The organism is Micromonospora ureilytica, assembly GCF_015751765.1.
Lineage (GTDB): Bacteria > Actinomycetota > Actinomycetes > Mycobacteriales > Micromonosporaceae > Micromonospora > Micromonospora ureilytica.
On sequence record NZ_JADOTX010000001.1, the window covers coordinates 2,118,799 to 2,143,362 of the forward strand.

A 24,564-nucleotide genomic window follows, 5' to 3' on the forward strand; every position below is an offset into this window, starting at 1 on the left:
GAAGTCTAGTGCCGGGCGGTCAGCTCGTCGCTCGGGCCGTCGCGTCCAGGGTGTAGCGGCGTTGCAGCAGCAGCGCCGCGAGCATCGCCACCGCCGGCAGCAACCCGAAGCCGTAGCGGACCGCCGCGAGCGCGGCGTCCGGCTGCACCGGCGACTCACCGGCCGTCGAGGCCACGAAACCACCAACGGTCAGGCACAGCGCGTACGCGTACGGGCCCAGCGCCGCGCCGGTGGCCTCGGTGGCCGTCCACACCCCGGTGTAGGTGCCGGCCCCGGTGGGTGCCCCGTCGGTGGTGCTGGCGGCGCGGATCACGTCGGGCAGCATCGAGAACGGCAGCAGCTGCATGCCGGCGAACGCCACCCCGAGCACCGCCACCGCGGCGACCAGCAGCGGCAGACCGGCCGGGCGGCCCACCGCCAGCACCAGCGAGCCGGCCGCGAACGCGCCCTGCGCGCCGAGCAGCGCCCGTTGCTTGCCGACGCGTCGGGCCACCACCAGCCAGGCCGGGGTGACCAGCAGCGCCGGCGCCACGAAGGCGGCCACCAGCACCGTGGTCAGCCGGGGCGCGCGCAGCTCGTACTCGGCGTAGTAGGGCACCCCGGCGAGCACCAGGTGGGTGGTGGTGGACATCGCCAGGTACGCGGCGACCAGCCACCGGAACTGCGGGTCGCGCAGCGCCGTGCGCAGGGCCCGCCACCCGCCGTGCCCGGAGGCGGCGGTGGTCGGCGCGGACCCGCGCAGCCGGGCGATGCCGGCGACACCGATGAGCATGGCCACCAGCATCCCCACGGCGAGGACCACGCCCATGCGCTGGTAGCCGCCCCGCGTCGCGGCGTCGCCGCCGGTGAGCAGCGGGGCCAGCAGCCCGGAGATCAGGATGCCCAGGGTCAGCACGACCATCCGGAACGCCATCAGCCGGGTGCGTTCGTGGTAGCCGATGCGCAGGTCGGCGGGGGTGGCCAGGTAGGGGACCTGGTAGGCGGCGAAGAGCAGGTTGCCGGCGATGAAGAACACCGCGACCCATGCCGCGGCGGGCGCGCCGGTCAGGCCGCCGGGCACGGCGAAGAGCGCGGCGAACGCGAGCGGCAGGGCGCAGCCGAGCAGCAGCAGGCGACGACGGTCGCCGCGTCGGGTCTGCTCCACGTCGGCGCGGTGCCCCACCCAGGGGTGCAGCAGCACGTCGGCGATCTTCGGCAGCAACAGCGCCAGGCCGGCCAGCCACGGCCCGACGGCCAGCACGTCGGTGAGGAAGTAGAGCAGCAGCAGGCCGGGCACTGTCACCCAGATGCCCATGCCGAGCGAGCCGGCGGCGAAGCCGGCAAGGGGGCCGCGCGGCAGCGTCGCGTCGGTGGCGGCCGTGGGCCGCCGGTCCAGCCCGGTCATCGCCGCATCCTCTCCGCAATCCAACGGTTGCTGGATTCTAGGGGCAGAATGGCGACCATGACCATGCCCCGCCGCCGCCCGGGTCGGCCCCGCCGCGACGAGACCCGGCCGACCCGCGAGGTGGTGCTCACCGCGGCGACCGCGCTCTTCGCCGAGCGGGGCTTCGACGCCGTCGGGCTGCGGGAGGTCGCCGCCGCCGCCGGGGTCGACGTCGCCACTGTCGCGCACCACACGGGTACGAAGGCGGCCCTCTACGACGCGTGCTTCGCCCGGGTGTTCGCCGCCGAACGGGACGTGCTGACCGAGGCCGCCGAGCAGGCCAGCGCCGCTCTCGACGCGGGTCCGGACGCCGCGCGGCGGGCCCTGCACGAGCTGGTCGACGTCTTCGTGGACTTCCTCGAGGACCGCCCCGAGACCACAGCGCTCTGGCTGCGCCGCTGGCTGGAACCTCAGCGACACGCCGAGCTCGACCAGCGCTACGCCGACCCGTTGTACCGGCTGGTCGCGGAGCTGCTCACCGCCGCCGCGGCGACCGGCGCCCTGGCCGAGCCGACCCCGCACATCACCGTGCGGAGTCTGGTGTGGGCGACGCACGGGCACGTGGTGGCGCTGGCCGCGGGCGCCCCCGGCGCTCGGGAACGGCGCGAGTTCCGGTCGTTCGTGCATCGCCTGCTCGACGGGCTGTACGGATCACCGACCCCTTGACGGACCACCGCCGCGCGACGATTATCCATCCGACGTTGGATTAATGGGGGCGGCAATGGGCGTACCACCTCGGGTGGCGGTGATCGGCGCCGGCGCCGCCGGGCTCGCCGCGGTCAAGGCACTACGCGACGCCGACGTGCCGACTGTCGGCTTCGAGGCCGCCGAGCAGGTCGGCGGCCTCTGGGTGTACGGGGCTCCCGACTCGCCCGCGTACCGCACGCTGCACCTCAACACCAGCCGTGGCCGCACCCAGTTCGCCGACCACCCGATGCCCACCGACTGGCCCGACTACCCCGACCACAGTCGCGTCGCCGGTTACCTCGCCGACTACGCCACGCGCTTCGGGCTGGCCGACACCATCCGACTGCGCCACACCGTCGAGCGGGTCATCCAGCACCCCGACGGCACCTGGACGGTGGCCGCCAGCGGTCCGACCGGCCCGGTCGAGGTCACCGTCGACGCCGTGGTGGTCGCCAACGGGCACAACCGGGTGCCCCGGCTGCCCGACCCCGGGTACCCCGGTGCCTGCACCGCGGAGCAGATCCACAGCCACGACTACCGGGGCCCGGAGCAGTTGGCCGGCAGACGGGTCCTGGTCGTCGGCGGCGGCAACTCCGCGATGGACATCGCCGTGGACGCGTCGTACGCCGCCGCCCGCACCCTGCTGTCGCTGCGCCGGGGCGTCTGGGTGGTGCCGAAGTACCTGCTGGGTCGCCCCTCGGACACCCTCAACGGGGCGCTGGCCCGCCGACTGCCGTGGCGCCTGCGCCAACGCATCAGCCAGACGATGCTGAGCGCCACCGTCGGCAACCCCGCCCGTTACGGGCTGCCCGCGCCGACGCACGGCTTCCTCCAGGACCATCCGACGCTCTCCGACGGGTTGCTGTCGCGACTGACCCACGGCGACGTCGAGGCCCGACCCGGCGTCGCCGCCCTCGATGGCGACCGGGTGGAGTTCACCGACGGCCGCAGCGACAGCGTCGACCTGATCATCTGGTGCACCGGTTACCGGGTGGACGTCCCGTTCCTCGACCCGGCGCTGCTCGCCGGGGGCGCCGACACCCTGCCGTTGTACCGACACGTGTTCCACCCCGACGCCCCCGGGCTGAGCTTCGTCGGGTTGATGCAGTCCACCGGTTCCGCGTTCCCGCTGGTCGAGGCGCAGGCCAAGCTGATCGCGGCGCACCTGGCCGGGCGGTACGCGCTGCCGGACCCGCAGCGGCAGCGCGCCGTCTGCCGGGCCGAACTGCGGGCTGCGACCGCCCGCTGGGGTCAGCGCCGCCCGGCGATGCGTGTGGACTTCGACGTGTACCTGGCCGAGCTGGCCCGGGAGTTGACCGCCGGGACCCGCCGCGCCCGCTCCGGCGCGGCCTCCTCGGTGGGGGCGCCCCGGTGAGCGGTCGGTCCCTGGCCGGTCGACGGGTGCTGGTCACCGGGGCGAGCGGGACGTTCGGCCGTCACCTCGGCGCCGCGCTGAGCGCGGGCGGCGCCCGGGTGGTGGGGCTCGACCTGCACGCCCACCCCGACGCCGACGTGCCGGTGCTCGGCTGCGACCTGACCGACCCGGACGCCGTACCGGCGGCGGTGTCGGCCGCCGTCGACCGGCTCGGCGGGCTCGACCTGCTGATCAACAACGCCGGGGTCGGAGGCCCCGCGCCGGCCGAGTTGCCGCCCGACGAGGTGGTCCGCCGGCAACTGGAGGTCAACCTGCTCGCCGCGTGGCGCACCACCGCCGCCGCGCTGCCCCCGCTGCTCACCGCACGCGGACGGGTGATCTTCGTGGCCAGCCGGATGGCGGTGCTGCCCCTCCCGCTCGCCGCCGCGTACGGGGTGAGCAAACGGGCAGTGGTCGCGTACGCCGACGCGTTGCGCCACGAGGTGGGCACCCACGTCGGGGTGAGCGTCGTCTACCCGAGCATGGTCGCCTCCCCGATCCACGACAGCACCGCCGAGGCCGGGCTGTCCCTGCGGGGGGTGTCCCGCCCCGAGCCCGTCGAAGGGGTGGTCGCGGCGATCCTGCGGACCGCCACCGCCCGGCGGGCGCCCCGCGACGTGGCGACCACCGCACGTGGGCGGCTGGAGATGGCCGTCGGCCGGCACGCGCCCGCGCTGGCCGACCGGCTGGTACGCCGTACCCTCGCCGCCCGGCTCGCCGCCGGTGACCTGGACGCCGCGCCGCTGGCCGCCGCGATGCTCGGCCGCCACCGGGGACGCTGACCGCCCGGGGTCAGGGCGTGGCGACGGCCGCGCGGGAGCGGTCGGCGGCGATGCGCACGGCCAGCGCCGCGAGCGCGGTGCCGGTCACCCACCGCTGTACCCGCAGCCACACCGGCCGGCGGGCGAAGAACCCCGCGAGGGCGCCGGCGCTGAACACGATCAACGCGTTCACGCTCAGCGCGACGGCGATCTGGGTCAGCCCGAGCAGCAGACTCTGCGTCGCCAGATGCCCCCGCGTCGGGTCGATGAACTGCGGTAGCAGCGACACGTAGAGGATCGCGATCTTCGGGTTCAGCAGGTTGGTGACCAGGCCCATGGTGAACAGCCGCCGGGGCGGGTCCGGCGGCAGCGGCGCGGGCGTGAACGGCGAGTGCCCACCCGGACGCAGCGTCCGCCAGGCCAGCCAGAGCAGGTAGCCGGCGCCGGCCAGCTTCACCACCGCGTACAGCGTGGGCACCAGGACGAAGACGGTGGCCAGGCCGGCGACCGCCGCCGCCAGGTAGACGCCGAAGCCGGCGGCCACCCCGAGCAGCGAGACCAGCCCGGCCCGGCGGCCCTGCGCCACCGAACGGGACACCAGGTAGACCATGTTCGGGCCGGGCGTGAGCACCAACCCCAACGCCACCAACGCGATGCCCAGCAGTGCACCAGTACTCACCACGATGCTTCCCCCGTCCGATGGATCCCACACCGACCGTAATCGGGATGAACGTCCTGACCCAGGGCCACCTGACGGGCCGTGGCCTGCGATCCGGGGTGATCCACTCGCGTTCGGGGCCCGGTGGGAATGCTCACCGTCGCGGGCGCGCTGACCCCTGGCAAGTGCGTGTCGCCGGCCGGAGGCGGCGCGTTACGGTGGCCAGGGAGGTGCCGCACGGTGACCGAAGCGTGGGAAGCGTCCGTGGAGGCGAAGATCCGGGGAGCCGTTCAGCGCGGCGAGTTCGACGACCTGCCCGGCATGGGCAAGCCGATCCCCGGTCGGGGCGCGCCGTACGACGAGGGGTGGTGGATCAAGAGCTTCCTGGAGCGCGAGGCGCTCCCCAGTGACCTGCTCCTGCCCACCTCGCTACAACTGCGCCGACGCGTCGAGCAGGTCCCCGACGAGGTCCGTGACCTGCCCACCGAGCAGTCCGTGCGCGACTTCGTGGGGCAGTTGAACGCGCAGATCGTGGCGTGGCTGCGCAACCCCGACGGCCCCCGGGTCGCGGTGCGCCCGGTGAACACCGAGGACGTGGTCCGCCGCTGGCGCGCCGAACGCGCCCACCCCAAGATCACCTCGACCGTCACGGAACCGGCGAGTGTCGTGCCGCCGTCGCGTCGGCCGCGGCGCGGTTGGTGGCGGCTGTGGCGTCGCCGTCGGGACTGACCCGCGGGCCACGGCCACGGCAGACTGTGCCGATGCTCATCGAATCGCGGACGCCCGGTACGCCCTCGACCCCGGGTGTCACCCTGCGTCAGTGGTGCGCCGACGACCTGGATGACCTGGTGGACGCGTACCGGGATCCGATCCTGCGCCGCTGGACCAGAGCCCCGGTGACGACCGCCGCCGAGGCGCGGCGTTGGCTGGACGGCGCACAGCGGGACTGGGCCGACGGCCGGCGGTACACCTTCGCCGTCCTCGACGAGCAGACCGACGGCCCCCGGCTGGTGGGCAACGTGGTGCTCAAGGGGGTCACGTCGGAGCGTCCGGCGCCGGAGGTGGGCTACTGGACGGCGTCGTGGGCACGCGGTCGCGGGGTCGCCCCGCGCGCGGTCACCGCGCTGAGCCGCTGGGCGTTCGACAGGTTCCCCGAGGTGACGCGTCTCGACCTGCTGCACCAGGTGGACAACGTGGCGTCCTGCCGGGTGGCGCAGAAGTCCGGCTTCGTGTTCCAGGAGATCCTGCCGGCCCGGCCGCCCTTCCCACTCGACGGCCACCGCCACACACTCGACGCCGGCTAGCCGGCGGTCCGAACCTGTCGCGAACGGATCCGAACAGGTCCGAACGCCTACTCCCGGCCTCGACCGCGTGAACGCGGATACGGTCTGGGCCAAGCGCCCAGACGACCGCCGGCGCGGAAGGGGCGGAGCGAGGTGACCGAGCGCGCCGCGACGTACGCCGAGGTGTTCGCGGTGCGCGAGTACCGCCACCTGTTCGGTGCGTACCTGCTGTCCCTGGCCGGCGACCAGCTCACGGCCGTGACCGTGGCGTACCTCGTCTTCACCGAAACCGGCTCGGCCGCGCTGGCGGCGGCCGCCTACGCCAGCTCCTACCTGGCCTGGCTCACGGGCGGACCGCTGCTGTCCGGTCTGGCCGACCGGTTTCCCCGGCGAAGCGTGATGATCGCGTGCGACCTGGGCCGCGCGGCGCTCATCCCGCTGGCGGCGCTGCCGGCCCTTCCCGCGCCGGCCCTGGTGGTGCTCCTCTTCGTGGTCAACCTGATGCGGCCACCGTTCGTGGCGGCGCGGGCGGCGTTGATGCCGGAGGTGCTCGACGGCGACCGCTACGCGGTGGCCAACGGCGTGGACAACATCTGCGCCCAGGTCGTGCAGGTGGTCGGCTTCGCCGTCGGGGGGAGTCTGGTGGCGTTGCTGTCGCTGCGCGGCGCCCTGCTGGTGGATGCCGGCACCTTCCTGGTCTCCGCTCTCCTGATCGGTATCGGCGTGCGTTCCCGCCCCGCGCCTCGACCGCCGTCGGGTCCGACCGGTCAGAGCCGGGCGGTCGGGCTGCGGATCATCTTCGCCGATTCCCGGCTGCGGTCCTACGTCCTCGTCCTGTGGACGGCAAGCGCCTTCACCTACGCGGCCGAAGGGTTGATGGCACCGCTGGCCCGACAGTACGGCGGCGGGGCCGGCACGGTCGGACTGTTGCTGGCGGCGGCGCCGTTGGGGATGGCCCTCGGCGGGGTCGCGCTCACCCGGTTCTGTCCACCGGCCGCCCGGCCACGGCTCATCCTGCCGCTGGCCGCGATGTCGGCCGGGGTGCTGACGGTCACCTGGCTCGTTCCTCCGCTGTGGATGATGCTCCTGCTGTTGGCGCTGGCCGGAGCGGCGAGCGCCTTCGCCATCCCCCTGAACGCGCTGTTCGGCCGGGCGGTGCCGAGGCAGTACCGGGGACGCGCGTTCGGGGTGGCCATCACCGGTCTCAGTGGGCTGCAGGGAACGGCGATGGTCCTGGCGGGTCTGGCCGCCGACCGGTGGGTGGCCACCACGGTGATCGGGTTCAGCGGATTGTCAGGCGCCGTGGCGGTTCTCGCCTTCGCGCCGCTGTGGCCGCGGCGACCTGCCTCCACACCTGCGACGTCCGAGTCCCCGGTCGAACAAGCCCGAACGACTCCGAACGCCGACATCCCTACCGCCGAAGCGGGCCGTGGCCGACGCTGAAATCAGCTGGCGGGCACGGGAACCGTCACCGAGGGGGAGGAGAAGGACATGCGCAGCGTTCGTAACCGTGGCATCAGCTGGACCTGACCGTAACGCTCCAACCGGGTGGTCGCCCGGCAGGCGACCACCCACCCCTCGACGCTGGTGCGAGTCAGTCGACTGCGGCCCGCCAGCTCCAGGAGGTGCGCCTTGCCCGGCCGGGCAGCTCACCGCGGCCGGTCATCCACAGCAGCACCTCGGGTGCCGCGCCGGCCGGGGCGTCCGGGAAGAGTCGGCGCAGCACCAGCGTGCTCAGTCGCTGCGGCGGTTGCCACGGCACGGCGAGGCCGAGGGTGACGTCGTGGGTGTGCAGCACGGTCTCGGCCACGCCCATCGCGGCGAAGCCGGCCGGATCGCACGGGCCCCAGTGCCAGGCCCGCGTGTCCGGCGGGGCGGCGTCGACGACGGCGGCGAGCAGCCCGGCGCAGGCCCGCACCACGGTGAGCACCTGTGCCGGGCTCGCGTCGGGGGAGACCCGCAGGTCGTACGGCAGATAGCCGTCATCCGGACGGCCGGTGACCTGGCCGGCGTACGCGAGGAGGTCGTGCGCGACGTGCGCCGCGGTGGTCCAGCAGCTCCAGCTCAGCGAGCCGGCCGGCACCGACCAGTCGCGTTCCCCGTGTGGCAGCAGCACCCGGGTCATCTCGTCGGCCGCCTCCAGCAGGTCGGCGCCGGTCACCGCCGACATTCGCCAACCCGCCGGGCAGCACCGGGCGTGGGAATCCCGTCATGGGTAAAGAGGGTCGAGGCATGCAAGAATCCATCTTCGCATATGAGGGGAGGCGAGCCGAGTGTTGCCCAACCAGGTGGTGGACACGACGGTGCTGCCTCCGGCGGAGCGGTTCGCGTTCTGGTATGCCCTGGTCGCGCAGGAGACGGCACCAGCGCACATCAGCAGCGGCCACCTGGACAACTTCGTCGCCTACGTCCAGGCCATCGATCTCGGTCGCATTCGGATGACCTCGCTGCGCTACCCGTCCCTGGAGGCGATCCGGCCCGCGAAACTGGTTCGCAGCGCCGAAGGGGACGTGTACCAGCTCACGCTGCCACTGACCGGTCGCAGCACCCTGATCCATGACCGCACCGAGTCCACGCTGGAACCCGGCAAGCACTTCACGCTCCTGGACCCCGCGCGGCGGCACGTCGCCCGGCACCACGCCGACGGCGCCGGTCTCGCCACCACGATCACCGTGCAGATACCGCACGCGGCGCTGCCCCTGGCGCCGGACCGGCTCCGCCGCCTGCTGGCCACGCCTTTGTCGTCGCACCTCGGCGTCGGTGGGCTGTTGGCCCACCACCTACGCAGCATCGCGGCGCACCCGGAGCAGTTCGAGCCGGCCCAGGCCGAGATCCTGGGCGGTGTGGCGGTGGACCTGCTCACTGCCGCGCTCGCCCAGTACCTCGACATCGAGGACACCCTGTCACCGGAGGCGCGGCACACCGCGCTGCGGGCCCGCGTCGTCGACTTCATCGACCGTCACCTCGACACTGACGAGCTCAGCCCTCGCAGCGTCGCCGCCGCCCACCACATCTCGCTGCGGTCGCTGCACCGCCTGTTCGAGGCGGAGGCGACGACGGTTGCCGAACTCATCCGTGCCAAGCGCCTGGAGCAGTGCCGGCGTGATCTCGGCAACCCGCTGCTGCGGCAGCCGATCCAGGCCGTCGCCGCCCGTTGGGGCTTCTCGGACAAGGCCCACTTCAGCCGCCTCTTCCGCGCCCACTACGGACGTTCACCGCAGGAGTACCGGATGGCCGTCACCCGCCAGGATCGGTGATCCGCCCGACCGACCGCTACCGCCGGCGGTCGGTCGGATCGTCGGCGACGAAGTCACGGACAGCGGCCCGGATGCTCTCGCCGTACGGGTCGTCAGGTAGCCGCACCAGGTGTTCGCGGGCCCGGTCGAGGTGCTCCCGGGCCGGGCCGACGTTGCCCAGGCGTCGGTGGCAGTCGGCCAGGTTGAGGTACAGCGACGGCAGGAACGCCTGGACCTGGAGTGAGGACAGATACCGCTGGGCGCGTTCGTCGGTCAGGTCGGCCACGGCGGCCAGGGCACGTTCGTCCCAGCTCAGCTCCGCCTCGGTGGTGTCCTGCAGGTCGGCGAGGTAGTGCGCCAGGGTGCAGCGGTGCAGGGCGTCACCGGTGGGGTCGAGCTCGTCCCACAACGCGGTGAGCAGCGCACGGGCCTGGGCGGGCGCGCCGTCCTGGCCGATCTGCACGGCCTCGATGATGCGGGTCATGGTCGGGTCGACGGTCGGTTGGTCGGTCATGGCGCCGATGTTCGGGCCTCGACCCGGTCGAGGGTCAAATACAACAGGCGTCGGGAAATTTCGGGTCTCTGCGCAAATCTTGCGCTCCACTGTCGACTTTACCTAGGCTGCCGGGGTGAGCGAACATCCGCTGGTCGAGGCGAGAGATCTGACCAAGGTCTATCCACCACGTGGGTCCACGGCGGAGTTCCGCGCGGTCGACGGCATCGACTTCGCGCTTGAGCGGGGCGAATCCTTCGGGCTTCTCGGCCCCAACGGCGCGGGCAAGTCCACCACCATGCGGATGATCGCCGCGACGTCGCCGATCAGCGGCGGTAGCCTGCGCGTGCTGGGCATGGACCCGATGACACAGGGGCCCGAGATCCGCGCCCGGCTGGGCGTCGTCACGCAGGACGACTACCTGGACAACGAGCTCACCGTGCGGGAGAACCTGCACATCTACGGGCGATACTTCGGCCTGCCGCGGGCCGTCATCCGGGACCGCGCGACCCGGCTGCTCGACTTCGCCCAGCTTCAGGAGAAGGCCGGCGACCAGGTCGAGACGCTCTCCGGCGGCATGCGTCGGAGGCTGACCATCGCCCGCTCCCTGATCAACGAACCGGAGATCCTGCTCCTCGACGAGCCGACCACCGGCCTCGACCCGCAGGCCCGCCACATCCTCTGGGACCGGCTCTTCCAGCTCAAACAGGAGGGCGTCACGCTCATCCTCACCACGCACTACATGGACGAGGCCGAGCAGCTCTGCGACCGGCTCATCGTTGTCGACCACGGCCGGATCGTCGCGCAGGGCTCACCCCGGGAACTGATCACCAGGTACGCCACCCGCGAGGTTCTCGAACTCCGCTTCCGCCTCGACGAACGGGACACCGCGGCGCAGAAACTCCGGACGTCGGTGCTGGCCACCGGCGGAAGCGACGCCGACGGCCGCGTCGAACTGCTGCCCGACCGGGTGCTCGTCTACACCAGTGACGGCGAGGCCGCCCTGGCCACGGTGCACGCCATGTCGCTCACGCCGCTCACCGCGCTGGTCCGCCGCGCGACGTTGGAGGACGTGTTCCTCAAGCTCACCGGCCGATCGCTCATCGAGTAGCGGGGGAGACCACTGATGCTTCGTGTCTTCCGATACTGGGTCACGCGCTACCGGCGTACCTGGCGGGGCTCGATCGTGATCAACGTGCTGAACCCGTTGCTGTTCCTCATCGGCATCGGCGCCGGCCTGGGCGCCCTCGTCGACGACAACGCGCCGGCCCAGATCGCCGGCGTCTCCTACGCGGCGTTCTTCGCCCCCGGCATGCTGGCCGCCGCCGCGATGCAGAACGCGTTCCTGGAAGGGGCCGCGGGGGTCGCCCGGGCCGCGGGCTTCGGGGCGTACCGCAGCGCCACACCGACACCGCTGAGGCCGGAGCAACTCGCCGCCGGGCACCTGCTCTTCATCACGTTCCGGGTGCTCATCGCCAGCGGGGCCTTCATCGTGGTGATGGCCGCGTTCGGGTTGATCCGGGGGTGGTGGGCCCTCGGCGCCCTGCTCGGCGCGACGCTGACCGGGGTCGCGTTCGCGGCGCCCGCCGCCGCGTGGGCGGTCGGCGTCCGCAAGCTACGCCAGATCGACACGGTGTTCCGCTTCGTCATCATGCCGCTCTACATGTTCTCCGGCACGTTCTTCGCGGTCTCGCAGCTACCCGAGTGGATCCGACCGGTGTCCTACCTGCTGCCGCTGTGGCACGGGGTGGAGCTGTGCCGCACGCTCAGCCTCGGCACGGCGACGATCAGCGGCAGTTCCGTCCACATCGCCTACCTGCTGGCGCTCGCCATCGGCGGCTTCCTGGTCGCCCGGGTCACGTACCGCCGACGGTTGCACCCGTGACGGCCCACGCCCCGAGCCTCGTGGAGGCACCATGACCACCGTCGCCGTACCCGCCTGGACGAGACGCCGGGCCCTGGCGCTCGTCGAACGCAACGTCATGATCTATCGCCGGTCGGTCACGCCGCTGCTCAACGCACTCGTCGAACCGATCCTGTACCTGTTGTCGATCGGTGTCGGCGTCGGGATGCTCGTCGGCACGGTCCCCGGCGTCGACGTCCCGTACGCCGCCTATGTGGCCCCGGCGATCCTGGCGACCACGGCGATGAACACGGCGTTCAACCAGACGAGCTTCGGTGTTTTCATCCGGATGAGGGTCGAGAAGACCTACGAGGCGATCCTGCCGACACCGCTCTCCGTCACCGACATCGCCGTCGGCGAGGTGACCAGCGCGATGATCAACGCGCTGCTGACGTCGATCGGGTTCCTCACCCTGATGGCCGTTGGTGGGCTGGTCACGTCGGCCTGGGTGCTGCTGGCCCTACCGGCGTCGGTGCTGATCTCGTACGCGTTCGCCGCCGGCGGACTGGCGGTCACGACGTACCTGCGCGACTTCCCCGACTTCCAGTACATCCAGCTCTTCATGCTGCCGATGTACCTCTTCGCGACGACGTTCTATCCCCTGTCGGTCTACCCGGAGGCGGTGCGGCCCCTGATCCAGGCGCTGCCGCTCTACCACAGCATCGAACTGGTCCGCGAACCCACGCTGGGCCACCTCGGCTGGGACCTGCTGATCCCGGTGGCCTACCTCCTCGCGTTCGGCTCGATCGCGATGTACGTCGCCACCCGTCGAATGACCCGCGCGATGCTGCGCTGATCGGCTCGCCGGTGCGTCAGCGCTGGGCGACGATGGCCCCGAGCACCGAGCGGACGGATGTGGGGCGGTGGCCGATGATTGTCTCCAGCGTCGGATCCGTCACGGCGAACTCCTTCTCTCGCGCCGCGCGGTACATGCCGAGAGTGAAGTCGGCCGCCGCCGCGGGCATGCCTCGCGCGATGGCGGCCGCCCGCCACTGGTCGTCATCCGCGACGACACGTTCGACGGTGCGGCCCGTGATGTCGCTGAGGATGGCGGCCACCGCTTCGAGGTCGAGTGCCTCCGCTGCGGTCAGCGCCGGCGTGATGCCGTCGAGCAGGCCCTCCTCGGTTAGCGCGATGGCGGCGGCCTCGGCCAGGTCGGCGTGCGCGGTCCAGGACACCGGGCCGTCCGCCGGCGCCACGAGTTGCCCGGTCTCCAGCGCCGTGCCGATGGAGAAGCTGAGCGTGCTCGCGTAGAACCCGTTGCGTAGGGCGGTGAAGGGAACCCCCAGTCCAGCAAGGTGTTCCTCGGTCGCGGCGTGCGTGGGCTGGGCGGCGAAGAGCGAGTCCCGGGAGGCGGCCTGGTGGCTGGTGTAGAGGATCCGGTTGACTCCCGCGGCGCGGGCGGCGTCGATGGCGGCGCGGTTCGCGACGAGCGCGCCGGGGCCGCGGATGGCGGCGGAGACGATGAGGACCTTGTCGGCGCCCTCGAAGGCGTGCGTCAGCGTGGCCGGGTCGGTGAAGTCTCCGGCGCGCACCCGCGCACCGCGCTCGGCGAGGCCGGCTGCCCTGTCGACGTCGCGCACGCTCACGCCCACGGCGTCGGGCGGTAGCCGGTCGAGCAGCCGGTCGACGATCTGGGACCCGAGGTTTCCAGTGGCACCGGTGACGACGATCATGATGAACACTCCTTGTTATCGGCGTTACGTCGCTGACGTTAGCATTGATAACTCACGGATAACAAGGCGCTGTTAGCATCGGTTCATGGTGATGACGCAGGACACCCGCGACGACGTCCGCGCGGGCATCGTCGCGGCAGCGACCCACCTGCTGCGCGAGAAGGGCGCGAACGCGGTGACGACGCGCGCGGTCGCCCAGGCCGCCGGCGTGCAGGCGCCGACCATCTATCGCCTGTTCGGCGACAAGGACGGCCTCATCGACGCCGTCGCCGAGCACGTCATGGCCACCTACGTCAGCGGCAAATCGGTCGCAACGGACGGCGCGACGGGCGACCCGGTCGCGGACCTGCGCGCCGGATGGCGCGCGCACGTGGAGTTCGGCCTGACAAACCCCGAGCTGTACGCGCTGCTCGCCACCCGGGGGAGCGGCGTACCCTCGCCGGCGACGGTCGCCGGCCTCGACGTGCTACGTCGCCGCGTCCGACGACTCGCCGCGGCCGGCCTCCTGCGGGTCGACGAGGAGCGCGCGCTCCTGATGATCCACTCCGCGGGCAACGGAAGCATCCTCACCCTGCTGGGAATGCCCGCCGACCAGCGCGACCTCGGCCTGGGCGAGGCCATGCTCGACGCCGTGCTCACCAGCATCCTGACGACAACTCCCGCGACACCCGACACGACCACGAACACGGTCGCGGTGACCTTCGCGACGGTGCTGCCCGACCTCCCGGGGCTCACCGACGCCGAGCGCGCGCTGATGGCCGAGTGGCTGCACCGATCGCTGACCCACCCGAAGCCGTGAGCACGTGCCGAGGAAAGAACTCGACGAAGTCGCGCTGGGGGATATAGCTTGCAGTTGACCGCGACACCGCCCGAGGAGGTGAGACCCATGAACGTTGAAGCGATGTGGGTGCTCCCCCTTGCCGTCACGGTCGGGCGATTGACGTAGGTGTCGCCGGGAGCGCCTTGCCGACACGGCACTCCCGAGAGGCAACACCCATGCGATTCACCGCCGAACCATCGTCGACCGACGCGGTAGAGCGCGACTCCACAGTCAGCGCCCGCCCGTCGTCGTCTGCCTCCGACACCGATCGCGTGCCCCACGCGTACGACGTGATCATCGCCGGCTGCGGGCCGACCGGGGCGATGCTCGCCGCCGAACTACGACTACACGACGTACGGGTACTCGTTGTCGAGCAGCAGACCGAGCCGGCGTCGGCCGTCCGCATCGTCGGCCTGCACATCCGCAGTCTCGAACTGATGGCGATGCGCGGACTGCTGGAACGCATCCTCCCGCACGGGCGGAAGCGTCCGGCCAGCGCCTACTTCGCCGCCATCGCCAAACCCGCGCCGCCGGGCCTGGATTCCCGGTACGCCTACCTGCTGGGCATCCCGCAGCCGGTCATCGAACGTCTGCTCGAAGAACACGCCGTCGAACTGGGCGCGCAGGTGCGGCGCGGTTGGGCGGTCGCCGGTTTCGAGCAGGACGACGAAGGCGTGACCGTCGAGCTGGCCGACGGGGAGCGGCTGCGGTCGCGCTATCTCGTCGGCGGTGACGGCGCACGCAGCACGGTACGCAAACTGCTCGGCGTCGGCTTCCCTGGCGAGCCTGCCCGGACCGAGAGCCTGATGGGCGAGATGGAAGTGGGCGTACCGCCGGAGGAGGTCGCCGTCACGGTGGCCGCGATCCGCGAGACCCATCAGCGATTCTGGCTGCGGCCCGCGGGCGTGGGGGTCTACAGCGTCCTGGTGCCCGCCGCGGGGGTCAGCGACCGGGCCGAACCGCCCACCCTCGAGGATTTCAAACAACAGTTGCACGCCGTCGCCGGGACGGATTTCGGCGTGCACTCGCCGCGCTGGCTGTCCCGCTTCGGGGACGCCACCCGGCTCGCCGACCGCTACCGGGTCGGGCGGGTGCTGCTGGCCGGCGACGCGGCGCACATCCATCCGCCCATCGGTGGGCAGGGCCTCAACCTGGGCGTTCAGGACGCCTTCAACCTCGGCTGGAAACTGGCCGCGCAGATCCACGGCTGGGCGCCGGAAACCCTGCTGGACACCTACCAGACCGAACGCCGTCCGGTCGCGGAGGCGGTACTGGACAACACCCGAGCCCAGACGGAGCTGTTGTCCACCGAACCGGGCGCACAGGCCGTGCGGAGGCTGCTCACCGAGTTGATGGACTTCGACGAGGTGAACCTCCATCTGCTGGAGAAGATCACCGCCATTGGCATCCGCTACGACTTCGGCACAGGCCCCGACCTGCTCGGCCGCCGCCTACGCGACATCGACGTGAAACAGGGCCACCTCTACGATCTGCTGCACCGCGGCCGCGGCCTGCTGCTGGACCGCACCGAACGCCTGACCGTCGACGGCTGGTCAGACCGGGTCGATCACCTCGCGGATTCCACTGCGGCACTGGACGCTCCATCCGTCCTGCTGCGCCCCGACGGCCACGTCGCCTGGATCGGCGACGACCAGCAGGACGTGAACGACCACCTCTCCCGCTGGTTCGGCAAGCCCGCCCACTGACCAGGCCGGCGACCTCCACAGCGCCGCAGAGGGATCCGCGCAACGTCGCTGTTCCTGCTGCTTCCTCGCGATGCGAGGCAGCAACATCCGCGACGGTGCGCGGATCACGGGCCGCCCATGTCCGGCACGGGATCGATCGCGTGGTGCCCCGCTGGTGCTGGCAGACTTGTCGCATGACAGGTCTGACCGCCGACCTCGTGGTCGATGGTCGTGACCCGCGGACCCCGGCGCTCGCCCCGAACGGACGTCTGCTCTGCCACGTCCTCGCTCCCACCAGCCGAACCGGTGACCACCTCGACACCGAACTCTGGCTCGTCGACACCGATGGCGCCGTCGCGGCGTGCCGAGCGACCGCCGACACCGCAACCGAGTCCCGGCCACGCTGGTCGGCCGACTCGGCGACGCTGTTCTTCCTGTCCGACCGCGCCGACCGCGGCACCCCGCAACTGCACGGGCTCACCCTCGCCGACGGCACGATGACCACGGTGACCAGCTGGCGCGCCGGCGTCATCGACCACCTCCCGCTCGCCGACTCCAATATGGTCGCTCTGCTCGCCGAGGACGAACCCACCGAGCAGGATGAGCGCCGCGCCCGGGACCGCGACGACGCCGTTGTCGTCGGCGAACGCGAACCGCGTGCCCGGCTGCACCTGCTCGACCTGCGCACCGGCCGGGTCACCACCCCGAAGGTGTTCGGTGACCGGCACGTCGTGGAACTGCGGCAACGTCCCGACGGTGGCCCCCTCGCCGTGCTGACCTGGGCCAGCGCCGACAACGACTACGGCCCGCGCACCGGCCAACTGCACCTGTTCGACCCCACGACCGGGACCGCGGAGAACCTCGGACCGGTCGGGGCCGACGCACAATCTCTGGCCTGGTGGCCGGGCGAGGACGGTTGGCACGTCGGTTACCTCGCGCTCACCCCACCGGTCCTACAGGCCGGCACCGCCGTGTTCGACCTGGCCATGGACAGCTGCGTCCTGCGCAACCGCACCGCTGGCCTCTCGATGTGCCCGACTGAACTCTGCCAGACCGATGCGGCCCCGTTCGTGGTGTTCGCCAACGGCCTGAACACGACAGTGGCCCGGCTCGACCCCACCGATCTCACGACCCTGTCGCATCACCCCGGCCGCCTCGACAACCTCACCACCACCCCTACCGGCGAGACGATCGCGGTGCTCACCGGCACCCGCTACCAAACCCCGAACGTTCACATCGGACCGCCAACCGGGCCGCTGCGAAAAATCACCAACACCCGTCCGGAACTAGACGGCATCGCGCTCGGCACGCAACAACCGCTGGCCTATCGCGCCGCCGACGGTCTCGACCTGGACGGCTTGCTGGTCCTGCCGATCGGAAGAACCGCATCGGAAGGCCCGTTTCCGCTGGTCACGATCGTGCACGGCGGCCCGTACGACCGCTACGCCGACCGTTGCCAGTTGTTCTGGTTCCCCAGCGCGCAGTGGCTGGCCGCCGCCGGCTACGCCGTGTTGCTGCCCAACCCGCGCGGCGGCCAGGGTCATGGCCACCAGTTCGCCGCCAGCGTCGCCGGCCGGGTCGGCCAGCAGGAGTGGACCGACATCCTGACCGGCATCGACCTGCTCATCGCCGAGGGCATCGCCGACCCCGACCGGCTGGGCATCGCGGGCTGGAGCCACGGCGGCTTCATGTCCGCCTGGGCCATCGGCCAGACCGACCGCTTCCGCGCCGCGCTGGTCGGCGCCGGCGTCGTCGACTGGGGCATGCTCGCCGCGACGGGGGAGAACGGCCAGTTCGAAGCCGCGCTCGGCGGCAGCACCGGCTGGTCCGGCATCGGGCCACATTCACACGACGCGGTCAGCCCGATCTCCTTCGCCAGCCACATCCGCACTCCGGTGCTTCTCCTGCACGGCGCCGAGGACACCAACGTCCCTCTCGGACAGGCCGTGTACCTTCACCGGGCGCTGCGCAACTTCGACGTCGAGCACGAGTTCGTGATCTACCCGAGAGAGGGCCACTCGATCCGGGAACGCAATCACCAGGTCGACGTCCTGCGCCGGACCCGCGCCTGGTTTGATCGCTGGCTCCGGCCCTGACCTGAGCTGACCATAAGGCTGGCGCCACCGGCGCCCACTCGACCCAGACCGATCAAGCCGGTTTGATGTATCTTCGTGTCATGGTGCCGCCGAGTCACACCGCGCCGCCGTTCGTCCGGCTGGCCGCACACCCGCTGCGCTGGCAACTGCTGACCGAACTCGCCCGTAGTGACCTGCGGGTCCGCGAACTGGTCAGCCTCCTGGCCCAGCCGCAAAACCTTGTCTCCTACCACCTACGGCTGCTGCGCGACGGCGGCCTGGTCACCGCCACCCGCAGCAGCTTCGACGGCCGCGACAGCTACTACCACCTCGACCTCGACAGCTGCGCCCACGCGTTGACAGGCACCGGCTCCGCACTGCACCCCGCCCTGCAGCTGGGCAACACTGCACCGGCCCCGCCGGTCCACCCGCCGCGAACCGTGCTGTTCGTGTGCACGGGCAACAGCGCACGTTCCCCCATCGCCGAAGCCCAGCTCCGACGCCACGCCGCCAGCGACGTACAGGTGACCAGCGCAGGAACCCGCCCCCGACCGCAGCTACACCCCCATGCCGTGCGGGCTCTGCGCGACCACTTCGGCGTCGACGTCGCGCGCAGGCACCCTCGGCACCTCGACACACTCGCCGGCCGCCGCTTCGACTACGTGATCACCCTGTGCGACAAGGCCCGAGAAGTCTGCCCCGACTTCGGTAACCCGGCCGGCCAGCTGCACTGGAGCATCCCCGACCCCGCCGCAGCCGGCGCCCGGGACGACTACCCCGCCTTCCTGCAGGTTGCTGCCGACATCGACACCCGTGTGCGGCATCTGCTGCCCGTCCTCGCTACCGATCCCCAGGAGGCCAAACCGTGAGCACACCCGAGCAATACGTCAGCGTCCGCTACCTCGTCGACGATGTTCACGCCGCCGTCGACTTCTACACCGCCCACCTCGGCTTTCACCTCAAGACCAGCGCGGCCCCCGCCTTCGCCGACGTGGTCCGCGGCCCGCTACGACTGCTGCTGTCCGGACCCGCCAGCTCCGGTGCCCGCGCCACCCCGGACGACGCCACCAGCCCCGGCCGCAACCGCATCCACCTCATCGTCGACGACCTGGACACCGAGATCGACCGGCTCCGCGACGCCGGCCTGGCGTTCCGCAGCGAACTGGTCTCCGGGCCCGGCGGCCGTCAGATCCTGCTCGCCGACCCCGCCGGTAACCTCATCGAACTTTTCCAACCCCGCGAAGCCACCCCCGCCAACACCTAAACCCAGTCGCACGTCGCCGCTAGCCCGCCAAGGCATAGTCGATGTTTCTCAGCGCCGACTCCGCCGCAGTCCAGCCACTCATGCGCAGGATCTCGCGCATCTAGGCGACATCCCGGCCCAACTGATCGGCGTGCGCGGTGATCCATCTCGCGTCGCGTCGGTAGAGCCCGACATGACTGCGAATGTTCTCCTGTCCCTGATCAGCCCGGGCCTTGGTGAAGGCGGCGAGGTCGTGTAGTCGATGGACTGCGACCTGGAGGATGCGAGCCGGTTCGTGCTCCGAGCCATAGGCATCGCAAAGCAGGCGCAGCCGACGTGCCCGCTCGCCCAGGCCACTGTCGATAGCGTCGCCGTTGTCGGGATGGGCCAACGGCACCAGCCGATAGGCAAGGTAGGCCAGATCCCACGACCGGGGACCGGGCGAGGCCGTGTCCCAGTCGACAACTCCGGCGAGCCGCCGGTCGGTGAAGACCATGTTGTACGGGGCGAAGTCGTTGTGACAGACGACCTCAGCTGGCTGCCGCACCGCAACTGCCACACTCCGCCGATGGCGTCGAAGCTCGCGCTGGCCTGGTGAAGTTGGGCGAGGTGGACACCGGCATCGGTGAGGACTTCCTCGCTCCAGATCCAGTCCGGCAACGGGTACTGCGGCACGATGCCCGGCAGGTACGAGACGCTGTCGCGTCCGTGCTCGTCGGTTCCCAGCGGCTGCGGAGCCCAGGTGACGCCGCGCTCACGAAGATGTCCCAGCAGCCGTTGAATCGTCGGGCTCCATGCCCCGGCGGGCCGCCGGACAGTGGCATCGACCCGTGTCGCACCCCCCATGTTGCCGCCAGGTAGTGCTTCCTCCTGCTCGTTGACCGCGTTCGCGCTGTGGTCACTCATGCCGACATCCTCAGCGCGTGAGGGCGGCAGCGCCACTGCGTTCCGGGGGCGGGCTGACCCGGAGGATCGAAGCCGTGATTAACGATTATCAGATTGACATTAACAATAATCCGATAAATACCTGGGACGAAAGGGACGTAACGTGCATGCATCATAATGACAGTTCTTGTGCGTAAGGAGTCAGGATGTTGTGTTGACGATCCCGCACCGCCCTACTGGTGAGAGCGACTCTTCGACTGTCGCAAGTTCTCGGCGTGCGGCCTGCTTTAGCCACTCTCCGTAGGCAGGGCGTCAAGGCGTTCCTGCAGCGCGCGGGTCTGCTCGTGGTCGGGGCCGCGCTGGCTGCGGGACGCCTCGACTGCGGCGCCGAGCTCGGTGCGGGCCTCGGCGGTACGGCCGAGCCAGTGCAGGATCTGGGCATATTTCACGCGGGTTGCGAGGGTGGCCTCGTGATGCTCGCCGAAGTCGCGGCGGCGCTGGGCGACGGTCGCCCGATAATCGGCCTCGAGCGCCTCCAGCGTGACGCGGTCGGCGCCGGGGATCACGCCGTGTCCGGCGACGATCTCGTCGAGCCACGCGAGGTAACCGGAAGGGTCGTTCTCACCGAGTGACGGGAGCGCGGCAAGGTACTGCGGCGAGCGCAGCGCCGGCCCGGCCCGCATTGCCAACTCCTGCGCTGCGGCGAAGTTGGTGTCGACGTAGACGTTGATCAGCGCGTTGGCGCACCTGGCCCACTGGACGACCTGTTCGTCGCCGCACCGGACGCCTGCGACGTCGTCGTGGGCCTCGACGGCCAGATCGACCCGTCCGGCGCGCAGGTGGCCGCACAATGCGCTGAACGCGACGAGCACCCGCGCCCGCCGCACGCCCTCGTCCCCGGTCGCGTCGGCGAGCGCGCCGAGCGCTCGGTGCGCCCGGGCCGCTCCCTCCGCGTCGCCGCGCCGGACGTGCACCATGACGGCCTCGAACCCGATCGCCGTGAGGTTGCCCAGGACGGTGTCGGCGGCCCGGTGCGGGCGGTAGGACGTGAGCAGCGAGACGGCGAAGCCGAGGAGGTCGTCGTCCGGGCCGCCGCCGGGCTCGGTGAGGACGAACAGCCGCCGGGTCCACGCGGCGGCCACGAAGACCTGGTCCGCGCGGTCCGGCTGGTAGAAGGCCGCAAGGTCGCGCACTGCATCGGCCTCGGCCCGGGCGGCCTCCTCGATCCGCCCCGCATTGGCCAGCCGGTTCGCCAGGCTGTTCGCCGCCACCGCCCGCGCCAGCAACGGCCCGTCCCTCGCCACCCGCACCGCCTCCCGGGACGCCGCCTCTGCCTCGGTGTCCGGACCGTCGGCGAGGCGCTCGTAAAGGCGCCCGCGGGCTATCAGCGCCCGCTGGAACGCAAGGCGCTCGTTGTCGTCGAGGGTCCGCCCGACCGCGACGGCGGCCTCGATGACGACGGCGGCCGCGTCGACCCGCTCGACCGGCTCCCCGCCAACATTGTCCAGCCAGGACAGCCCGAGGTCGACGAAGGCGTCGACGAGGACGGCGGCCGCCTTCGCGCCGATCTTGGTGAAGATGTTGACGGCGAACGCCGCGTACACCCTCATGCCGTTCAGGTCCCGCCGGCGCCCCCTGTCCCGGCACAGCTCGATCACGGCGGCAGGCAGCGCCTCGGCAACGGCGCCGCGCGCAGCGGCCACCAACGGATCGCTCTCGTCGGCGGCCTCGCGCCGGGCAGCCAGTGCGCGGGCCGCGGTGAGGATGGCCTGGGCGTGCTCGACGCCGTGGCCGTCCGGGGACTGCACCGCGTGCTCCCGGATTATGGTGACCGCGCGCATCGCCGGGTCCAGCGCCTCCTCCGGCCGGTCCGCGTCGATCAGGGCCTGGGCGCGGCCGAGAGAGACCAGGCCGAGGAGGTGGTAGGCCCCGCCGATGTCGCCCCGCTCGGCCGCGGCGGAGTCGATGGCGAGCCGGGCGTGGATCTCGGCGCTGTCGGACGCGGCGGCGGCTGGCCCCGCGCGGCCGGCGTTGAGCAGCCGCACGCTGAGGGTGTGCCAGGTCGTCGCGACCACGCCAGGGGAGCGGATGCCCAGCTCGGCCAAGGCGTGGACGGCCGCCTGGGCGGTGCGGATCGCGGCCAGGTGCTCGCCCGACGCAGTGTGGCACGCGGAGCGCACGCGGAGAGCTTCCAGCAGGTGTAGTCCGGGGTGTTGCCGTGCGGCCTCCACCGCCGTGGCCGCTACCTCGCTCGCACGTGCGAGGTCACCGGTCTCCAGGAGCCGCTCAGCGTGCTGCACGGCGAGTCCGGCATGCTCCGGCGTGCCGGCGCCGACTCCACGATCGAGCAGGATCCCGGTGATGACGGCATCGGTCGAGCCAAGCACCGTCGTGTGCGGCGGGATGCTCGCCCGCGCCGCGACGAGAACCTCGGTCGGCAGGTCGGTCTCGCGCAGGACCCGGTCGAGGTGGACCCCCATCGGCTGGCCGGTCTCCACCGCGACCCTGATCGCCGGGCCGACGAGCCGGGCTGGGTCGCGCAGCAGCGCGTCGACGATCCACCTCCCCACGTTCTGCTCACGCTGCGCGAGCCGGGTCAGCACGGTCAGGGCGTGGACGGCCTGCTCCTCAGTGAACGGCACCGAACGCCCCGAGCAGAAACGGATCGTCGTCGAGCGTCGCGGCGACCAGGTGCTCGCCGAGCAGGTCCGGCTGGACGCCCGCGAGCCAGGCCGCCGCGGGGTAGAGACAGTGCAACACTTCGCCGACGACGGCCAGCGCGGCATCGGGTTGGCCGCCGAGCAGCGGAGCCTGCCGCAGCAGCTCGACTGTCTCGGCCGGGCCGGCCGCCCCGCCGGCCATCGTGACCAGCGCAGCCGCCTGCCGCACCGCACGGCCGGCGAGCTGCGGCAGACCGGCGTCGCGCATCGCGCGGTCGAGGAAGCCCTGCTCGCGGCGCAGCGCGAAGTCGAGCAGCCCGTCCTGGGTGTGGGCCGGGTCGCCGAGGACGGCGGCGAGCGCGTGCAGGTGGATGAACAGCACGCGGTCGTACAGCGGCGAGTCGAGCGGTTCCCCGAGCACCGTGCCCGGCATGTCGAGGGCGGCACCGAACGCGACGACCGCCTGACGGTGGATGTCGGCGCGGGAGCGCGGATCGCTTGCCAGCGGCGCCAGCTCGTGCCGGGTCGCGGCGGGCCCGTTGACGAAGTCGCCGACCGGGCCCGGGGCGTGCCGCAGCTCCAGCCACCAGTCGCCGGCCGACCGGGCCAGCAGCACGATCCGGACCCGGCTGCGGCAGCCGAGCGCAGCCTCGATGAGGGCGGCGGTCGCGCCCCGGCGGATTTCGGCGTAGTCGACCGCGACCAGCACGCCGGCCGCCCCGGCGGCGAGCAGGTCGAGCTGCCTGGCGGTGACACGTTCGACAGTTGGGTGCAAGAACCCGGCCCGCCAGGAGTTGTCGCGGGCGCGGGCACACGCTTCGAGCAGGAGGCGGGTCTTGCCCATGCCGCCCGGCCCTGTGTAGATCCGCAGCGACGTCATCGGTCCGTCCGAGAGCCCGCCGACGAGGTCCTCCAGGGCCCGCTCGCGGCCGAAGAAGGGCACGATGCGGTACTGCGCTCGCAGCAGCGCGCTCGGCGGGTACTGCTCGCGCCACCAGGGCCACGCAGCGTCGTGCAGGACCGCCGACGCCTCGAGAACCTCCTGGGTCTCGCGCAGCTCGTCGGTGGCGGCGGCCTGCGCGGAGAGCCGAGACAGCACCGCACCCTGGAACTCGCGGGTGAGATCCGGCAGCTCGGCCGCTTCGGCGGCGAGGGCACCGACGGCCGCGTCGAGGGCCATTCCGGTCAGCCGCCGATCGGTGTCGTCGAGCCTGGTCAACGCCGGCTCGGCGCGGCGGCGCATGACTGCGGCCGCCCGGTCCGGGTCGAGGTCGGCGCCGGTGAGGTCGGCGATGGTCAGTGGATGCTCGGTCAGGATCTGCCGCACGTTCTCCAGCGCCCGGACGGTGGCCGCGGCGTCGATCCCCTCACCACGCGCGAATGCGACCAGGCCGGCCTCGATCCGGTCGGAGACCCTCGCGAACCGCTTCCGGGCGTCCGGCGGCGCGCCACCGAACGCCAGGTCGAGGGCGACCCCGCCGGCTTCTTGCAGGGCGGCGACCGGCCCGCCGAACAGCCCGGCGAGGGAAATCCGGGCGACGCGTTGCGCGAACCCGCGCGACTCCGGCGGCATGACAGCAAACCGTAGTCGATTCAGCACGCTCACGAGTTCCCGCCGATCCGGTTACTCAGCGAACTCGGTGCCCAAGACGGACCGGAGAC

23 protein-coding genes are annotated in these 24,564 nt (G+C 71.8%); 15 read left to right on the top strand and 8 right to left on the bottom strand.

Annotation, left to right across the window (positions count from 1 at the left end; translation table 11 throughout):
* Positions 1 to 19 precede the first annotated feature (19 nt).
* Positions 20 to 1,384: an MFS transporter gene (locus IW248_RS09310; protein ID WP_196926615.1), complete on the bottom strand. Its 1,365-nt coding sequence runs from the start codon at positions 1,382 to 1,384 to the stop codon at positions 20 to 22.
* Between the two features lie 57 nt (positions 1,385 to 1,441).
* Between IW248_RS09310 and IW248_RS09315 the strand changes: the two genes are divergently transcribed.
* The 3 genes from IW248_RS09315 to IW248_RS09325 are packed head-to-tail and all read left to right on the top strand — an operon-like array spanning position 1,442 to position 4,306.
* On the top strand, positions 1,442 to 2,089 hold the full coding sequence (locus tag IW248_RS09315) for a TetR/AcrR family transcriptional regulator (RefSeq protein WP_231396244.1): 648 nt from the start codon (positions 1,442 to 1,444) through the stop codon (positions 2,087 to 2,089).
* A 55-nt stretch (positions 2,090 to 2,144) separates the two neighbouring features.
* Positions 2,145 to 3,485, top strand: a complete 1,341-nt coding sequence (locus tag IW248_RS09320) for a flavin-containing monooxygenase (protein WP_231396245.1) — start codon at positions 2,145 to 2,147, stop codon at positions 3,483 to 3,485.
* A complete protein-coding gene (locus tag IW248_RS09325) occupies positions 3,482 to 4,306 on the top strand; it encodes an SDR family NAD(P)-dependent oxidoreductase (RefSeq protein ID WP_196926617.1) in 825 nt (274 codons plus the stop codon). The genes IW248_RS09320 and IW248_RS09325 overlap by 4 nt, the downstream gene beginning before the upstream one ends.
* A gap of 10 nt (positions 4,307 to 4,316) precedes the next feature.
* Here IW248_RS09325 and IW248_RS09330 read toward each other — a convergent pair whose 3' ends face one another.
* A complete protein-coding gene (locus IW248_RS09330) occupies positions 4,317 to 4,967 on the bottom strand; it encodes a LysE family translocator (RefSeq protein WP_196926618.1) in 651 nt (216 codons plus the stop codon).
* Positions 4,968 to 5,183: 216 nt separating this feature from the next.
* Here IW248_RS09330 and IW248_RS09335 point away from each other — a divergent pair, with 216 nt between their 5' ends.
* The 3 genes from IW248_RS09335 to IW248_RS09345 all read left to right on the top strand — a co-directional run bounded on the left by IW248_RS09335 (position 5,184) and on the right by IW248_RS09345 (position 7,669).
* A complete protein-coding gene (locus tag IW248_RS09335; RefSeq protein ID WP_196926619.1) occupies positions 5,184 to 5,672 on the top strand; it encodes a DnaJ family domain-containing protein in 489 nt (162 codons plus the stop codon).
* 32 nt (positions 5,673 to 5,704) lie between these two features.
* Positions 5,705 to 6,247, top strand: coding sequence for a GNAT family N-acetyltransferase (locus tag IW248_RS09340; protein ID WP_196926620.1), 543 nt, complete (start codon positions 5,705 to 5,707; stop codon positions 6,245 to 6,247).
* Positions 6,248 to 6,379: 132 nt separating this feature from the next.
* On the top strand, positions 6,380 to 7,669 hold the full coding sequence (locus IW248_RS09345) for an MFS transporter (RefSeq protein ID WP_196926621.1): 1,290 nt from the start codon (positions 6,380 to 6,382) through the stop codon (positions 7,667 to 7,669).
* A 151-nt stretch (positions 7,670 to 7,820) separates the two neighbouring features.
* Here the strand turns inward: IW248_RS09345 and IW248_RS09350 are convergent, their stop codons facing one another.
* Entirely contained in the window at positions 7,821 to 8,396 is a 576-nt protein-coding gene (locus tag IW248_RS09350) for a maleylpyruvate isomerase N-terminal domain-containing protein (protein ID WP_196926622.1), read from the bottom strand.
* Positions 8,397 to 8,499: 103 nt separating this feature from the next.
* Here IW248_RS09350 and IW248_RS09355 point away from each other — a divergent pair, with 103 nt between their 5' ends.
* Positions 8,500 to 9,483, top strand: coding sequence for an AraC-like ligand-binding domain-containing protein (locus IW248_RS09355; protein ID WP_196926623.1), 984 nt, complete (start codon positions 8,500 to 8,502; stop codon positions 9,481 to 9,483).
* A gap of 16 nt (positions 9,484 to 9,499) precedes the next feature.
* On the opposite strand, the gene IW248_RS09360 is transcribed toward IW248_RS09355, so the two are convergent.
* On the bottom strand, positions 9,500 to 9,976 hold the full coding sequence (locus IW248_RS09360; protein WP_196926624.1) for a hypothetical protein: 477 nt from the start codon (positions 9,974 to 9,976) through the stop codon (positions 9,500 to 9,502).
* A gap of 115 nt (positions 9,977 to 10,091) precedes the next feature.
* Between IW248_RS09360 and IW248_RS09365 the strand changes: the two genes are divergently transcribed.
* The 3 genes from IW248_RS09365 to IW248_RS09375 are packed head-to-tail and all read left to right on the top strand — an operon-like array spanning position 10,092 to position 12,654.
* Entirely contained in the window at positions 10,092 to 11,066 is a 975-nt protein-coding gene (locus IW248_RS09365) for an ABC transporter ATP-binding protein (RefSeq protein WP_196926625.1), read from the top strand.
* A gap of 15 nt (positions 11,067 to 11,081) precedes the next feature.
* Entirely contained in the window at positions 11,082 to 11,840 is a 759-nt protein-coding gene (locus IW248_RS09370) for an ABC transporter permease (protein ID WP_196926626.1), read from the top strand.
* 31 nt (positions 11,841 to 11,871) lie between these two features.
* A complete protein-coding gene (locus IW248_RS09375) occupies positions 11,872 to 12,654 on the top strand; it encodes an ABC transporter permease (protein ID WP_196926627.1) in 783 nt (260 codons plus the stop codon).
* Between the two features lie 16 nt (positions 12,655 to 12,670).
* On the opposite strand, the gene IW248_RS09380 is transcribed toward IW248_RS09375, so the two are convergent.
* Entirely contained in the window at positions 12,671 to 13,534 is an 864-nt protein-coding gene (locus tag IW248_RS09380; RefSeq protein ID WP_196926628.1) for an NmrA family NAD(P)-binding protein, read from the bottom strand.
* Between the two features lie 85 nt (positions 13,535 to 13,619).
* Here IW248_RS09380 and IW248_RS09385 point away from each other — a divergent pair, with 85 nt between their 5' ends.
* The 5 genes from IW248_RS09385 (at position 13,620) to IW248_RS09405 (ending at position 19,378) form a co-directional block, all read left to right on the top strand.
* Complete coding sequence (locus IW248_RS09385; RefSeq protein WP_196926629.1) at positions 13,620 to 14,333, top strand: TetR/AcrR family transcriptional regulator; 714 nt, start codon at positions 13,620 to 13,622, stop codon at positions 14,331 to 14,333.
* A gap of 344 nt (positions 14,334 to 14,677) precedes the next feature.
* Positions 14,678 to 16,060, top strand: coding sequence for an FAD-dependent monooxygenase (locus tag IW248_RS09390; RefSeq protein ID WP_231396972.1), 1,383 nt, complete (start codon positions 14,678 to 14,680; stop codon positions 16,058 to 16,060).
* 173 nt (positions 16,061 to 16,233) lie between these two features.
* The gene (locus IW248_RS09395; RefSeq protein WP_196926631.1) at positions 16,234 to 18,135 is read left to right on the top strand and encodes a S9 family peptidase; all 1,902 of its coding nucleotides are present in this window, start codon (positions 16,234 to 16,236) and stop codon (positions 18,133 to 18,135) included.
* 80 nt (positions 18,136 to 18,215) lie between these two features.
* Complete coding sequence (locus IW248_RS09400) at positions 18,216 to 18,983, top strand: arsenate reductase/protein-tyrosine-phosphatase family protein (protein WP_196926632.1); 768 nt, start codon at positions 18,216 to 18,218, stop codon at positions 18,981 to 18,983.
* Positions 18,980 to 19,378, top strand: coding sequence for a VOC family protein (locus IW248_RS09405; RefSeq protein ID WP_196926633.1), 399 nt, complete (start codon positions 18,980 to 18,982; stop codon positions 19,376 to 19,378). The genes IW248_RS09400 and IW248_RS09405 overlap by 4 nt, the downstream gene beginning before the upstream one ends.
* A 100-nt stretch (positions 19,379 to 19,478) precedes the next feature.
* Here the strand turns inward: IW248_RS09405 and IW248_RS09410 are convergent, their stop codons facing one another.
* The 3 genes from IW248_RS09410 to IW248_RS09420 all read right to left on the bottom strand — a co-directional run bounded on the left by IW248_RS09410 (position 19,479) and on the right by IW248_RS09420 (position 24,475).
* The gene (locus tag IW248_RS09410) at positions 19,479 to 20,099 is read right to left on the bottom strand and encodes a phosphotransferase (RefSeq protein ID WP_196930109.1); all 621 of its coding nucleotides are present in this window, start codon (positions 20,097 to 20,099) and stop codon (positions 19,479 to 19,481) included.
* Between the two features lie 430 nt (positions 20,100 to 20,529).
* Entirely contained in the window at positions 20,530 to 22,884 is a 2,355-nt protein-coding gene (locus IW248_RS09415; protein ID WP_196926634.1) for a hypothetical protein, read from the bottom strand.
* A complete protein-coding gene (locus tag IW248_RS09420) occupies positions 22,871 to 24,475 on the bottom strand; it encodes an NACHT N-terminal Helical domain 1-containing protein (RefSeq protein ID WP_196926635.1) in 1,605 nt (534 codons plus the stop codon). Before IW248_RS09420 ends, IW248_RS09415 begins: the two co-directional genes overlap by 14 nt.
* Positions 24,476 to 24,564: the final 89 nt, after the last annotated feature.

What these genes read in the sequence shown, in the direction of transcription:
- IW248_RS09310 (WP_196926615.1), bottom strand. Translation starts at nt 1,384, where the DNA reads ATGACCGGGCTGGACCGGCGGCCCACGGCCGCCACCGACGCGACGCTG.
- IW248_RS09315 (WP_231396244.1), top strand. Translation starts at nt 1,442, where the DNA reads ATGACCATGCCCCGCCGCCGCCCGGGTCGGCCCCGCCGCGACGAGACC.
- IW248_RS09320 (WP_231396245.1), top strand. Translation starts at nt 2,145, where the DNA reads ATGGGCGTACCACCTCGGGTGGCGGTGATCGGCGCCGGCGCCGCCGGG.
- IW248_RS09340 (WP_196926620.1), top strand. Translation starts at nt 5,705, where the DNA reads ATGCTCATCGAATCGCGGACGCCCGGTACGCCCTCGACCCCGGGTGTC.
- IW248_RS09350 (WP_196926622.1), bottom strand. Translation starts at nt 8,396, where the DNA reads ATGTCGGCGGTGACCGGCGCCGACCTGCTGGAGGCGGCCGACGAGATG.
- IW248_RS09360 (WP_196926624.1), bottom strand. Translation starts at nt 9,976, where the DNA reads ATGACCGACCAACCGACCGTCGACCCGACCATGACCCGCATCATCGAG.
- IW248_RS09370 (WP_196926626.1), top strand. Translation starts at nt 11,082, where the DNA reads ATGCTTCGTGTCTTCCGATACTGGGTCACGCGCTACCGGCGTACCTGG.
- IW248_RS09375 (WP_196926627.1), top strand. Translation starts at nt 11,872, where the DNA reads ATGACCACCGTCGCCGTACCCGCCTGGACGAGACGCCGGGCCCTGGCG.
- IW248_RS09380 (WP_196926628.1), bottom strand. Translation starts at nt 13,534, where the DNA reads ATGATCGTCGTCACCGGTGCCACTGGAAACCTCGGGTCCCAGATCGTC.
- IW248_RS09385 (WP_196926629.1), top strand. Translation starts at nt 13,620, where the DNA reads ATGGTGATGACGCAGGACACCCGCGACGACGTCCGCGCGGGCATCGTC.
- IW248_RS09390 (WP_231396972.1), top strand. Translation starts at nt 14,678, where the DNA reads ATGCTCGCCGCCGAACTACGACTACACGACGTACGGGTACTCGTTGTC.
- IW248_RS09395 (WP_196926631.1), top strand. Translation starts at nt 16,234, where the DNA reads ATGACAGGTCTGACCGCCGACCTCGTGGTCGATGGTCGTGACCCGCGG.
- IW248_RS09400 (WP_196926632.1), top strand. Translation starts at nt 18,216, where the DNA reads ATGGTGCCGCCGAGTCACACCGCGCCGCCGTTCGTCCGGCTGGCCGCA.
- IW248_RS09420 (WP_196926635.1), bottom strand. Translation starts at nt 24,475, where the DNA reads ATGCCGCCGGAGTCGCGCGGGTTCGCGCAACGCGTCGCCCGGATTTCC.